The sequence below is a fragment of the Amycolatopsis sp. YIM 10 genome, assembly GCF_009429145.1.
In the GTDB taxonomy this organism is placed as follows: domain Bacteria; phylum Actinomycetota; class Actinomycetes; order Mycobacteriales; family Pseudonocardiaceae; genus Amycolatopsis.
The window spans coordinates 5,483,671-5,496,587 of the sequence record NZ_CP045480.1 but is presented as its reverse complement, the minus strand read 5'-3'; the positions used below and the strand labels follow the sequence as shown (position 1 = coordinate 5,496,587).

Annotated in this window: 13 protein-coding genes; 7 read left to right on the top strand and 6 right to left on the bottom strand. The window is 70.4% G+C overall.

Features of this window, described 5'->3' with window-relative positions:
- Positions 1-29: 29 nt before the first annotated feature.
- From YIM_RS26060 to YIM_RS26050, 3 genes are all read right to left on the bottom strand, one after another.
- Positions 30-1,355, bottom strand: coding sequence for an enolase C-terminal domain-like protein (locus YIM_RS26060; RefSeq protein WP_153032841.1), 1,326 nt, complete (start codon positions 1,353-1,355; stop codon positions 30-32).
- The gene (gene kdgD / locus YIM_RS26055; protein ID WP_153032840.1) at positions 1,352-2,269 is read right to left on the bottom strand and encodes a 5-dehydro-4-deoxyglucarate dehydratase; all 918 of its coding nucleotides are present in this window, start codon (positions 2,267-2,269) and stop codon (positions 1,352-1,354) included. Before kdgD ends, YIM_RS26060 begins: the two co-directional genes overlap by 4 nt.
- A gap of 121 nt (positions 2,270-2,390) precedes the next feature.
- Positions 2,391-3,284: a LysR substrate-binding domain-containing protein gene (locus YIM_RS26050; RefSeq protein ID WP_113692101.1), complete on the bottom strand. Its 894-nt coding sequence runs from the start codon at positions 3,282-3,284 to the stop codon at positions 2,391-2,393.
- Between the two features lie 101 nt (positions 3,285-3,385).
- Between YIM_RS26050 and YIM_RS26045 the strand changes: the two genes are divergently transcribed.
- The 3 genes from YIM_RS26045 to YIM_RS26035 are packed head-to-tail and all read left to right on the top strand — an operon-like array spanning position 3,386 to position 6,419.
- Complete coding sequence (locus YIM_RS26045) at positions 3,386-4,399, top strand: tripartite tricarboxylate transporter substrate binding protein (RefSeq protein WP_153032839.1); 1,014 nt, start codon at positions 3,386-3,388, stop codon at positions 4,397-4,399.
- A complete protein-coding gene (locus YIM_RS26040) occupies positions 4,396-4,899 on the top strand; it encodes a tripartite tricarboxylate transporter TctB family protein (RefSeq protein ID WP_153032838.1) in 504 nt (167 codons plus the stop codon). Before YIM_RS26045 ends, YIM_RS26040 begins: the two co-directional genes overlap by 4 nt.
- Before the next feature lie 8 nt (positions 4,900-4,907).
- A complete protein-coding gene (locus YIM_RS26035) occupies positions 4,908-6,419 on the top strand; it encodes a tripartite tricarboxylate transporter permease (RefSeq protein ID WP_153032837.1) in 1,512 nt (503 codons plus the stop codon).
- Here the strand turns inward: YIM_RS26035 and YIM_RS26030 are convergent.
- Positions 6,374-6,928: a TetR/AcrR family transcriptional regulator gene (locus tag YIM_RS26030; protein ID WP_153032836.1), complete on the bottom strand. Its 555-nt coding sequence runs from the start codon at positions 6,926-6,928 to the stop codon at positions 6,374-6,376. The two genes, YIM_RS26035 and YIM_RS26030, sit on opposite strands and share 46 nt — an antisense overlap.
- Before the next feature lie 53 nt (positions 6,929-6,981).
- On the opposite strand from YIM_RS26030, the gene YIM_RS26025 reads away from it, so the two are divergent.
- Both YIM_RS26025 and YIM_RS26020 read left to right on the top strand, forming a co-directional pair.
- Positions 6,982-8,301, top strand: a complete 1,320-nt coding sequence (locus YIM_RS26025; protein WP_153032835.1) for a glycoside hydrolase family 1 protein — start codon at positions 6,982-6,984, stop codon at positions 8,299-8,301.
- A gap of 43 nt (positions 8,302-8,344) precedes the next feature.
- Positions 8,345-9,283, top strand: a complete 939-nt coding sequence (locus YIM_RS26020) for a GlxA family transcriptional regulator (RefSeq protein WP_153032834.1) — start codon at positions 8,345-8,347, stop codon at positions 9,281-9,283.
- Here YIM_RS26020 and YIM_RS26015 read toward each other — a convergent pair.
- Together YIM_RS26015 and YIM_RS26010 are read right to left on the bottom strand one after the other, a co-directional pair.
- Positions 9,273-10,040 carry a class I SAM-dependent methyltransferase gene (locus tag YIM_RS26015; RefSeq protein ID WP_228004017.1) on the bottom strand — a complete coding sequence of 256 codons (768 nt, stop codon included), beginning with the start codon at positions 10,038-10,040 and terminating at the stop codon, positions 9,273-9,275. The genes YIM_RS26020 and YIM_RS26015 overlap by 11 nt on opposite strands.
- A 14-nt stretch (positions 10,041-10,054) precedes the next feature.
- Positions 10,055-10,546, bottom strand: a complete 492-nt coding sequence (locus YIM_RS26010; protein ID WP_153032833.1) for an SRPBCC family protein — start codon at positions 10,544-10,546, stop codon at positions 10,055-10,057.
- 148 nt (positions 10,547-10,694) lie between these two features.
- Between YIM_RS26010 and YIM_RS26005 the strand changes: the two genes are divergently transcribed.
- Together YIM_RS26005 and YIM_RS26000 are read left to right on the top strand one after the other, a co-directional pair.
- Entirely contained in the window at positions 10,695-11,045 is a 351-nt protein-coding gene (locus YIM_RS26005) for a DoxX family protein (RefSeq protein ID WP_228004016.1), read from the top strand.
- 110 nt (positions 11,046-11,155) lie between these two features.
- The gene (locus YIM_RS26000) at positions 11,156-12,916 is read left to right on the top strand and encodes a pectate lyase (RefSeq protein ID WP_228004015.1); all 1,761 of its coding nucleotides are present in this window, start codon (positions 11,156-11,158) and stop codon (positions 12,914-12,916) included.
- The last annotated feature ends 1 nt before the right edge of the window (position 12,917 follow it).

Below are 12,917 nucleotides of genomic sequence, written 5' to 3'. Positions count from 1 at the left end.
CTCCTCAGTAGACGGTCCTCAGTAGACGGTCAGCGGACCAGGCAGGGCCGCTTGGGGTCGAACTGCCAGCCGGGCACGAGGTAACGCATGGCCACCGCGTCGTCGCGGGCGCCGAGCCCGTGCTCGCGGTACAGCTCGTGCGCGGCGGCCAGCGCGTCGCGGTCGAGTTCGACACCGAGGCCGGGCGCGTCGGGCACGGCGACCTCACCACCGGAGATCCGCGGCGGACGCCGGGTCAGCGCCTGGCCGTCCTGCCAGATCCAGTGCGTGTCGAGCGCGGTGATCGGGCCGGGAGCGGCGGCGCCGGCGTGGGTGAACATCGCCAGCGAGATGTCGAAGTGGTTGTTCGAGTGCGAACCCCAGGTGAGCCCGGAATCCGCGCAGAGCTGGGCCACCCGGACCGAGCCGCGCATCGTCCAGAAGTGCGGGTCGGCCAGCGGGATGTCCACCGCGTCCGCGCGCAGCGCGTGGGTCAGCTGCCGCCAGTCGGTGGCGATCATGTTGGTCGCGGTGCGCAGTCCGGTGGCCCGGCGGAACTCCGCCATCGTCTCGCGGCCGGAGAACCCGCCCTCGGCACCGACCGGGTCCTCGGCGTAGGCCAGCACGCCGTGCAGGTCGCGGCACAGCGCGATCGCCTCGTCGAGCGCCCACGCGCCGTTGGGGTCGAGCGTGATGCGGGCGTCCGGGAAGCGCTCGGCCAGCGCGCGCACGGCCTCGATCTCTTGCTCCGCGGTGAAAACGCCGCCCTTCAACTTGAAGTCGGCGAAGCCGTACCGCTGTTGGGCGGCCTCGGCGAGCTTGACCACCGCTTCCGGGCCGAGCGCCGCTTCGCGACGCAGCCTCGTCCAGTCGTCCGCCGGGTTTTCCTCGACCGCATAAGGAAGATCGGTGCGTTCGCGGTCACCGATGTAGAACAGGTAGCCCAGCATCGGCACGGCCGTGCGCTGCTGCCCGTCGCCGAGCAGTTCGGCCACCGGCACGCCGAGGTACTGCCCGTGCAGGTCGAGCAGCGCGGATTCCAGCGCGGTCACCGCGTGCACGGTGGTGCGCAGGTCGAAGGTCTGGAGCCCGCGCCCGCCCGCGTCGCGGTCGGCGAAGGTCTCCGCGACCTGGCGCAGCAGCGAGGCGAACCGGGCGACCGGCTGCCCGGCGAGCAGTTCGCCCGCCTCCTCGATGGTGCGCCGGATCGCCTCACCGCCGGGGACTTCGCCGAGTCCCGTGCGGCCTTCGCTGTCGGTCACGATGGCCACGTTGCGGGTGAAGAACGGACCGTGCGCGCCACTGAGGTTCAACAGCATGCTGTCATGACCGGCCACCGGAACCACTTCGACGGTGGCGACCGACGGCGTGCTCATCGCGCGGCCTTGTCGATCAGCGTGCTCAGCTCGGCCAGCTCGCCGGCGGTCAGATCGGTCAGCGGCGGCCGCACCGGACCGCCGTCGCGGCCGACCGCGGTCAGCCCGGCCTTGATGATGGACACCGCGTACCCCTTGGCCCGGTCGCGGATGTCCAGGTACGGCAACACGAAGTCGGAGAGCATGCGGTACACGGCGGTCCGGTCCTGCGCGCGGACCGCGGTGTAGAACTTGACCGCGAACTCGGGCACGAAGTTGTACAGCGCCGAGGAGTAGGTGGACACGCCGAGCTGCAGCAGCGGCAGCGCGAAGGTCTCGGCGGTGGGCAGGCCGCCGATGTAGATCAGCCGGTCGCCGACCCTGGCGTAGGTGCGGGTCATCCGCTCGATGTCGCCGACGCCGTCCTTGAGGCCGATGAGGTTCGGGTTGCGCTCGGCGGCCTCGGCCACGGTGGTGTCCGACAGCACGGCGTTGGCGCGGCTGTAGACGATCACGCCGAGCCGGGTGGCCCGGCACACCGCGCTGATGTGCTCGACCAGCCCGCGCTGCGAGGCCTCGGTCAGGTACGGCGGGAAGAGCAGGATGCCGGACGCGCCGGCGGCTTCGGCGGCCTTGGCCTGCTCGACCGAGACCGCGGTGGCGCCGGTGGCCGGGGCGACCACCGGCACGGTGGCGCCCGCCTCGCTGACGGCCGCGCGGACCACCTGGTCGATCTCGGCCGGGGTGAGGGAAAAGCCCTCGCCGGTACCGCCCGCGGCGAACAGCCCGGCCGCGCCGCAGCTCGCCTGCCAGGCCAGGTGCTCGCGGTAGCGCGGCTCGTCGAAGCGCAGTTCGGCGTCGAAATGCGTCACCGGGAAGGAAAGCAGCCCGGAGGTCAGCTTCTCGGCCAGGGCATCGGGCTGCGTCAGCGTCACGGTGGTCGTCCCCTTGGAATCCGGTGGCTCCGCGTTGTGGTGCGGCGGTCACGATCACCGTAAGTACGGAACTCGATGCTTGTCCAAGTGCTGTTTCGCATTGCTTGATACCTGTGCGGCATCACTGGAGCGGGGTGAAGTCCTTCAACACCTCCAGCGCGCGCCACAGCGCGGGGTTCGGGGAGTCGCGCCGCCACAGCAGGTGCAGTTCGGCCGGCTGCGGGACCGCGGTCGCCAGCCGGACGAAGCCGACACCCGCGATGGACAGCCGGGCCGCCGACGCGGGCACGAAGGCGATCCCGCGCCCGGCGGCGACCAGCCAGAGCATGGTCAGCACCTGGCTGACCGTGTGCACCGTGTTCTGGTGCGCGATCGGCACGATGCCGACCACCAGGTCGTAGAAGTACCTGGCCTCGGTGGGGGAGTGCATGATCACCGGCTCGTCGGCCACGTCGGCGGCGGTGACGTCGCGGCCGAGTTCGAGCAGCAGGTGCCCGGTGGGCGCGGCGACCAGCATCGCCTCGCGGTGGAGCAGGTGCGAGCTGAACGTCTTGTGGTCGAAGGGCGGCCGCGCGAGCCCGAGGTCGATCTCCTCGTTGCGCAGTCCGGCCACCTGTTCCCTGGTGACCATCTCGCCGAGGCCGACGTCCACCTCGGGCAGTTCCGCGCTGAGCCGGTTGAGCAGCCTGCCGAGCACGCCGTAGGTCGAGGCCGCGGTGAAGCCGATGCGCACCATGCCGGTCGATCCCGAGGACACCCGGCGCGCCAGGTCCGGCGCGGCGTCGGCGAGGGAGAGCAGCCGCCGGGCTTCGAGCAGGAACACCTCGCCCGCGGCGGTCAGCTCGACGCGGCGGTTGTCGCGGACCAGCAGCTGCGCGTCCACCGCCCGCTCCAGCTTCTGGATCTGCCTGCTCAGCGGCGGCTGGGTCATCTTCAGCCGGGCCGCCGCGCGGCCGAAGTGCAGCTCGTCCGCCACGGCGACAAAACCGCGGAGCTGTTCCAGCGTGAAGGTCATGCAGTGAAGGTATCAATCCATGCCCAATCGGATTTGGACAGACATCGAATGCCGCCCATACGCTCCCTTCCCTCTGGCCGCTTCTCGAAGGAGAGAACGACATGACCAGGAAGCGCGGCGCACGCCGCTGGGTGGTGCTCGGCCTGGGACTCGCCCTGGTCGCGCCGCTCGCCGGGTGCGGCGGAAATCTGGGCGGCGGTGCGGACGCCGCGGCGAAGGACTATCCCAACGGCGACCCGATCACCATCTACGCGGGCGCGGATCCCGGCGGCAGCACCGACCTGATCGCCAGGGCACTGGCCGACGGCGTGACCGGCGACCTCGGTGTGCCGGTCACCGTGGAGAACAAACCGGGGGCCAACGGCGCGCTGGCGGCCAGGGAACTCAGCGGCAAGAAGGCCAACGGCCACACGCTGATGGTCTACAACGGCAGTCTCGCCTACATCACCCCGCTGGCCGTGCCGGCGAAGCAGGCGATCGACATCGCCGACTACGAGGTGGTCACCGGCGTTTCGCAGGACGACTACGTGCTGGTCACCGCGCCAGGGTCCGGGTTCGGCACGATCGAGGACCTCAAGCGCGCGGGCCGCCCGCTGACCTACGGCACCACGGGCGCGGGCACCGGCAGCCAGCTCGCGCAGGCGCTGCTGTTCGCCCAGGCCGGGATCGCCGGCACGGCGGTGCCGTTCGACGGTGGTTCGCCGACCATGACCGCGGTGCTCGGCGGTCAGGTCGACGTCGGCGCGGTCCAGCTGGGCGAGGCGAGCGAGCAGATCGTGTCCGGGCAGCTCAAGCCGATCGTCACCTTCGCCGAACGGCGCCCGGCGTACCTGCCCGGCACGCCGACCGCGGTGGAGGTGGGCTACCAGGTGCCGGTGCAGCAGTCGCGCGCGATCTTCGCGCCCAAGGGCACGCCGGTGGAGATCCTGCAGAAGCTGCGCATGGCGTTCCAGAAGGTGTTCGCCACCCCGGCCTACCAGAAGTTCAACCAGGACAACCTGCTCACGCCGAACGAGGTCGACGGCGCGGAGCTGCGCCGCCAGTGGACGGCGAACCTGGAGACCTATCGCGCGGTGACCGAGCGGTTCCGGATCGATCTGGGTGACTCCGAATGACCGGCCGGGAGGAGGACCCCGAAGTGTCCGAAATGGACGTTACCGACGAGGAGCGGCCACCGGCCGCCGGGCCGCTGACCAACGCGGTGACCGCGGTGGTGCTGCTCGGGATCGGTGTGGTGGCGGTGATCGCCTCGCTGGTGCTCGGCGTCGGCACCGCGAGCGAGCCCGACTCCGGGATGTGGCCGCTCCTGCTCGGGGGCGCGCTGGTGGTGCTCAGCGCCGTCTTGCTGGTGCGGTTCCGCCAGCCGTCCGACACCGAGAAGTTCTCGAGTTCGAGCTGGCTGGTGCTCGCGGGCCTGGCGACGATGGTCTTCTTCGTCCTGGTCATCGAGTACATCGGCTTCGAGATCCCGGCCACGCTGCTCTGCGTGGCGTGGCTCCGCCTGCTCGGCCGCGAAAGCTGGCGTCTGTCCATTGTGGGCAGTGTCGCGGTGGTGGCGGTGTTCTACGCCGTCTTCGTCGGCGCCCTGTCCGTGCCGATCCCACATCTGCTCTAGGAGGGGCCGTGGACCTGACCCCCGTTCTCGACGGCTTCGCGGTCGTCGCCGAACCGACGAACCTGCTGTACTGCCTGCTCGGCGTGGTGATCGGCATGCTGATCGGGGTGCTGCCCGGCCTCGGCCCGGCGGCCACCATCGCCATCCTGCTGCCGCTGACCTTCGGCATCGAGCCGGTGACCGCGATCATCATGCTGGCCGGGATCTTCTACGGCGCGCAGTACGGCGGCACGATCACCTCGGTGCTGTTGAAGCTGCCCGGCGAGGCCTCCTCGGTGGTGACCGTGTTCGACGGGCACGCGATGGCCAAGCAGGGCCGGGCCGGCACCGCGCTCGGCATCGCGGCGATCGGCTCGTTCGTCGGCGGCACGGTGTCCATCATCGCGCTTTCCCTGCTGGCACCGCTGGTCGCCGGGTTCGCGCTGGACTTCGGCCCGCCCGAATACACCGCGCTGGCACTGCTCGGCATCCTGCTGGTCTCCACGGTCAGCAGCGGCAACCGGCTCAAGGCGCTGATCGCCGCCTGCCTCGGGCTGCTGCTGGCCACGGTCGGCCGTGACGGATTCACCGCGGCCGAGCGGTTCACCTTCGACAACCTGTCGCTGGCCGACGGCCTGGACTTCGTGCCGATCGCGATGGGCCTGTTCGGGCTCGGCGAGATCCTCTACAACCTCGAACAGCGCCACCGCGCCGCCCAGGCGCCCGCCACGGTGGCCAACGTGTGGCCGTCGCGAAAGGATCTGAAGCAGTCCTCCGGTGCCATCGGCCGTGGTTCCGTGCTCGGTTTTGTGCTCGGCATCCTGCCCGGTGGTGGCGCCACGCTGTCGTCACTGGCTGCCTACGCGATCGAGAAGCGGCGCGCCAAGGACCCGAGCCGGTTCGGCAAGGGCGCGGTGGAGGGTGTCGCCGCGCCGGAGTCGGCCAACAACGCGGCCGCCACCTCGTCGTTCATCCCGTTGCTGACGCTCGGGATCCCGGCGAACGCCACCATGGCGGTCATCTTCGGCGCGCTGCTCATCCAGGGCGTGACACCGGGCCCGCAGCTGGTCTCCGAGGAACCGGAGCTGTTCTGGGGCGTCATCAACTCGATGTACCTCGGCAACATCCTGCTGTTGATCATGAGCATTCCGCTGGTCGGGCTGTTCGTGAAGATCCTGCGCGTGCGGGCCACCGTGCTCGCCCCGATCACCGTGCTGATCACGCTGATCGGCGTCTACACGGTCAACAACGACGTGTTCGACATCGTGCTGGTGATCGCCTTCGGCGCGCTCGGCTACCTGATGAAGAAGCTCGGCTTCGAACCGGGACCGCTGGTGCTGGCGTTCGTGCTCGGCTCGCTGCTGGAGGAGTCGCTGCGGCGGTCCCTGCTGATCTTCGACGGCAATCCGGCCGGGTTCTTCACCCGCCCGATCTCCGGGGTGCTGCTCGGCGCGTTCGTGCTGGTCGCGCTCTGGCCGCTGGCGCGGTCCGTGCGTCAGCGCCGGTCGGGGGACAGGAGTTCGGCCAGCACCCGGGTGTAGCGCTCGGTGTCCACCCCGCCGGGGTCGGCGCCGAAGAACTCCGAGGTGAGGAAGTAACCCACGGTCGCGCAGAGCAGGACCGTCGCGGCGGCGGCCGGATCGCCGGACCTGGTGTCCAGGTCACCGGCGATTCCGGTCAGCCCGCCGTCGAGCAGCACCTCCTGAACGCGCCGCACCAGGTGGGGCATGGTGCCGCGCTCGCGGATCAGGATCTCGATCAGCGGGCGGACCTCACGCAGGAACTCCAGGTCACCGGCGAGCCGCTCGGCCAGTGGACGGCCGGGGTCGCGCTCGCGTTCGGGCCGGATCTCACGCAGCCGCACCAGTTCGCGTTCGACCACCGCGTCCAGCACGGCGCGCTTGGACGGGAAGTGGCGGTGGAACGAGCCGGTGCCCTCGGCCAGGCCGACACCGCGCTCGATCGAGCTGATCGTGGTGCCGCCGAACCCGCGCTCGGCGAACTGCGCCAGCGCCTCGTCCATGATCCGCGCACGTGTTTCGCCGGACATGGACGCAAGGGTACCCTTGCGCTGTGCAAGGGACCCCTTGCATACTCGCCGGTATGGCGATCCGATGGCGTGTGGCGGCGGCACTGGTCCTGCTCCTCCCGATGGCCCTGCCCGGTGCGGTGGCCCAGGCCGCGGTGCCCATTCCGAGAGTGCCCGCCGGGTTCCACTGGGGCGTGGCCACCGCGGGTTTCCAGACCGAGGGCGACGCGCCGGACAGCAACTGGCGCCGCTACGTCGACGGCGGCGCCGCCACCGTGCACGACCCGTACGCCAACGCCGTCGACTTCCGCAACCGCTACGCCGCGGACATCGCGCTCGCCAAGGACATGGGCGTGAACACCTTCCGCATCAGCGTGGAGTGGCCGCGGGTCGAACCGCGGCCGGGAGAGATCGACCAGTCGGCGCTGGCGCTCTACGACGGCATGGTGCGTGAGATCGAGGCGGCCGGGATGACACCGATGATCACCCTGACGCACTTCACCCATCCCGGCTGGATCGTCGACCGCGGTGGCTGGACGAACGCGTCCACAGTGGACAGCTGGCTGAACTTCGCCGGACTGGTGGCGCAGCGCTACTCCGGCAAGGGCGCGCTCTGGATCACCTTCAACGAGGCGACGATCTACCGGAGCTTCGAGGAGCGCAACGGCGGGCTGAACATCTTCCAGTCCGACGCGATGATGCGGAACCTGGTCACCGCGCACCGCCGCGGTTACGACCTGATCCACCAGCTCGACCCCGGTGCGAAGGTGAGCAGCAACGTCGCGGTCAAACCGCCGCCACTGCAGTGGTTCGACGACGCGTCCTTCGTGGACAAGGTGCGCGACAAGCTGGACTTCACCGGGATCGACTACTACTACGGCGCCAGCCTGGACAACCTGAGCGCGATCTACGGTGCCACCGACGAGTTCTGGAAGATCGACCCGCAGCCGGACGGGATCTACCACGCGCTCAAGACCTACCACAAGAAGTTCCCGGAACTGCCGGTGTACGTGGTGGAGAACGGCATGCCCACCGACAACGGCAAGCCGCGCGCGGACGGTTACACCCGGGCCGACCACCTGCGCGACCACGTGTACTGGATGCAGCGCGCGATCGCCGAGGGCGTCGAGGTGATCGGCTACAACTACTGGAGCATCACCGACAACTACGAGTGGGGCAGCTACCGGGCGCGGTTCGGGCTGTACACAGTGGACGCCCTCACCGACCCGGCGCTGACCCGGCGCCCGACCGAGGCGGTGCCCGCGTACCGCGAGACGATCTCCGGGGCGGGCGTGCCCTCGGACTACCTGCCCAAGCGGCGCCCGGCTTGGTGCGCCTTCGCCGACCTGAGCACCTGCTTCGGCCCGGTCCCGCTGTCCGCCCAGCCGGGGTAGCGGCTCCGCCGCTGACAAAACACGACCTGGCTAGATTGGCCACATGCACACCGTGGCCGTTCTCGCGCTGGACAAGGTCGTTCCGTTCGACCTGTCCACACCGATCGAGGTGTTCACCCGCACGCGGCTGCCCGGCGGCGACGCGGCCTACGAGGTGCGCGTGTGCGGTCCGTCGCCGAGTGTGGACGCGGGGGCGTTCGTCCTCCAACCTCCGTGGGGGCTGGACGGGCTGGCCGGTGCGGACACGGTGATCGTGCCTGGTTGTGCCGAGCCAACCGAGGTCCCCGAGGAAGTGCTCGAAGCGTTGCGGCAGGCCGCCGCGCGGGGTGCGCGCATCGCGTCGATCTGCTCCGGCGCGCTGGTCCTCGCGAGCACCGGGCTGCTCGACGGGCTCCGCGCCACCACGCACTGGGCGTGCGCCGGCGCGCTCGCCGCCCGTCATCCCGCGGTCGAGGTGGACCCCGACGTGCTCTACGTGGACAACGGGCAGCTCCTCACCTCGGCCGGGGCGTCCGCCGGACTGGACCTGTGCCTGCACCTGATCCGCCGGGATCACGGCTCGGCGGTCGCCGCGGACGCCGCCAGGCTGTCGGTCATGCCGCTGGAACGCGAAGGCGGGCAGGCGCAGTTCATCGTCCACGAGCAGCCGCCGGTCCCGCGTGGTTCGGAGTTCGAGCCGTTGCTGCGGTGGATCGAGGAGAACTCCGCGCGCGACCTCACGCTCGGCGACATGGCCGCGCACGCGGGCATGAGCGCGCGCACGCTGAACCGGCGGTTCCGTGAGCAGACCGGCACCACGCCGGTGCAGTGGCTGCTGCGCGCGCGGATCCGCCGGGCGCAGCACCTGCTCGAAGCCACCGCGCACCCGGTCGACCGGATCGCCGGTGAGGTCGGCTTCGGCTCCCCGACGGCCTTCCGCGACCGGTTCAAGCGTGTGGTCGGCATCAGCCCGAACACCTATCGCGCGGCGTTCAACGGTTAGGTTTCCGCCCCGTCACCAAGTGGCTGGGGAACCACGGACCGCCCCACCAGGCGCGCCGGCCGAGGTTGCGACGCCTTGGCGTCACGATGCCCGCGGCTCGCAGATGGGCGAGGTACTTCCGGGTGTGCCCCAGATCGGCGATGGCTAGGCGGCCACCGGGGCGCAGGACGCGCACCGCCTCGTCGAGCGCCGCGCGGCGCCCGGCCGGGGTGGGGATGTGGTGGAGCGCGAAGCCGCTGACAACCACGTCGAAGCTGCCGTCCGCGAACGGCAGGCGGGTCATGTCGGCGGTGTGCAACGAAACCCGCGCGGACACGCCCTCCAGTTCGGCGTTGCGGCGCGTGGCCTCCGGCGAGTTGCCCGTCTGGTCGGGCCGCCACACGTCGACACCGACCGCGCGTCCCCCGGGAAGCAACTCCGCCGCGGCGAGCAGGACCGCGCCACGCCCGCAGCCCAGGTCGAGCAGCTTCTCGTCGCCGCGCAGTTCGAGATCGGCGAGCACGCGGTCCCACACCTGGAACTTGCCCGCCCGGGTGGTGAAGGCGAACGTGGCGGCGGTGAACGCCAGCAGCGCGGTGATCAGGCCGCCCGCGACGGCTGCCCCGGTCCGCCCGGTGACGACATCGAACACGACGAATCCCAGCAGGACGGCGAACATCGTGACGATGGCCGCCGCCTGCCACTTCGCCGGTATCAGCCGGAAATCGCCGTCGAAACCGTAGTTACCGCGACGGCGGCGCGGCTCGGCGTAACCCACCGCGACATCGTCGGTCAGGCAGGCGCCTCTGTGAAGCTGTTTCGCGTCAGCTCGGCCAGGTGGCGCAGTGAGTTGATCAGGTGGTCGGGGCCGAACGGCGGAAACTGGAGGTATTCCCGGATGTACGCCGGCACGGCGGACCAGTCGTAGGAGAGGGTGACCTCGGTTTCGGCCGGGCCGAGCGGCGTCAGGTCGTACCGCCAGATCCAGCCGCCGAACTCCAGCGTGCCGTCGTCCTTCTCCTGCCCGGTCAGCCAGCCGATGGCACGCGGCGGTTCGATCACCGCGACCCGGTTGACCACGCGGTAGTCGCCGTCGGGATGGTCGTTGTGGTGCATGTCCATCCGGAAGAGCTGCCCCACCTCGGTCAGCGGCTCCCCGCCGACGGACTCCTGCACCCAGCCGGTGCCGTCGATCGCGGCGTGGGCGGTCGGGTCCGCCAGTACCGCGAACACGGTGGCGGCGGGCACGGCGATGGTCAGGGTGGCGCTCACGTTCTCCTGCACGGTGACTCCTTCGTCGGTGGGCCTTCACCCTGACCACGAACGGACCCGGCGCCGTTCGACACCACCGCGGGAAAAGATCTCCGGGTCACCTCACGCGGTCCCGGTTCGTCAGGGAAACGGTACTTCCCCGCACGGACAAGGAGTTGCTGTGACTGTCGCGTTCTTCCTGATCACCGGCCTGACGGCGGCGCTCAACGCGTACTTCGCCATCGCCGACTACCTGCGCGCCGGGTTCGTGCTCGCCAACGCGGCGAAGGTCCAGGTGCCGCGGTCGTGGCTGCCGATGCTCGGCACGGCCAAGCTCGCCGGCGCGCTCGGCCTGGCGGCCGGGCTGTTCGGCTCGCGCCACCTCGGGATCGCGGCCGCCGCCGGGCTGACGTTGTTCTTCGCCGGCGCGGTGGTCGCGCACCTACGGGTCCGGGTGCTGGACACGATGTGGTTCCCCGCCGGGATTTTGGGGCTGTCGGCCGCTTCCCTGGTGCTCACGATCGTCCATTGAGCGAGGAAGTGATTGACGGGAGCGGACCGGCGAGCCAAGCTGTCGTTTACAAATGTGGATGTTGTTCACATATATGAAAATCGGCGGCTTGCGGGAAAGGTTCTCCAGGCATGGACATGACTCGTCGTCAGTTCGGCTTCCTCGCCACGGCGGTGCCCGTGGCCACGCTCGCCGCCGGACCACCGGCCATCGCGGGCGGGGCACCCGACGTTCCCGCCGCCATGCGCCGGGCGGCGGTGTTCTTCGACGAACACCTGTCCCACCGCGGTGGTTACGTCTGGAGCTACCAGCCGGATCTGGCCCGCACCTGGGGTGAAATGGCGGCCGAGCGCACCATGTGCTGGGTGCAGCCGCCGGGCACGCCGTCGGTCGGGCACAGCCTGCTCGACGCCTACCACGCCACCGGTGACGAGGTGTTCTGGCGTGCGGCCGAGCGGACCGGCCTGGCGCTGGCCGAGGTCCAGCTGCCCGGCGGCGGCTGGAACTACGTGCACGACTTCGCCGGTGAGGCTTCGCTGAGGCAGTGGTACGAGACCGTCGGCGCGAACGGGTGGCGGCTGGAGGAGTTCCAGCACTACTACGGCAACGCGACCTTCGACGACGCCGGTACTTCGACGGCGGCCCAGCTGATCCTGCGGCTGTACCTGGAACGCGGTGACCACCGGTTCCGCGCGGCGCTCGACCGCGTGCTCCGGTTCCTGCTCAAGGCGCAGATCAAGGGCGGGATCGCCGACGGTGGCTGGCCGCAGCGCTTCCCGCGGGTGCCGCGGCCGGTGTCGGACACGCCGTGGCCGGAGGTGCTGCCGTCGTGGCTGCCCACCGGCATCCGGCACGGCATGGAGGACGGCGACTACACCAGCCACGTCACCTTCAACGACGACGTGCTGGGGGAGAACATCAAGTTCCTGTTGATGTGCATGGTTTCCCTCGGCAAGGCGGAGCTGGCCACCCCGGTGCGCCGGGCGATGGACTGCCTGCGGCGGCTCCAGCAGCCCGGCCCGCAGGCGGGCTGGGGATTGCAGCACCTGGCGCGTGCCGCCGGTGGCCGCCCCGCCGGTGCGCCGGCCGGCGCGCGTTCGTACGAGCCGCGCGCGCTGACCACGCACACCACGCAGACCAACGTCCAGCAGCTGTTCCACTACTTCCGGCTCACCGGCGACCACGGCTACCTGGCCGGGGTGCCCGCCGCACTGTCCTGGTTGGACAGTTGCCTGCTGACCGCCCGGCAGCTGGCGGAGAACCCGCTGCTGGCCGGGCGGACGCACCCGACCTTCGTCGACCTCGGCACCAACCAGGCCAGGTTCGTGCACCGGTTCGGGTCGAACGTGCGCAACGGCGCCTACTACTCCGACAACGACCACCGCGCGACGCTGAGCCACTACTCCGGCGGGCGTTCGGTCGACACGGCCGCGCTGCGCAAGACCTACGACGAACTGATGGCGCTGACCCCGCGCGAAGTCGCCGACCTCAAGGCGCGCTCGCCGTTGAGCGGCGGCGCGATCCCGCTGCCGCGGTACTTCTCGCTGCGGGACCTCCAGCTGACCGACCTCTTCCGCGACGCGCCACTGCCGTTGCCGGTGGTCTCGGACGCCGACGCCCACGCGCTGGTGGACAAGCTCGTGGGCGGCGAATACTGGCTCTCCGCCTCGGATGCCACCACCAACCCGTACCAGGGCCCGCCGCCGTCCACGCCGTATGACGGCAAGGCGTACATGAGCAAGCACGTCGGGGACCGGTACGACACGTCGCCCTACGATCCGTCGAACCCGCCGGAGGAACCGCCGTACCAGCCGGTGCCGCGGCCGCAGGTGATCAGCACGAGCACCTACGTGGCGAACATGGGCAAGCTCGTGGCCTGGCGCGCGGGCTGAG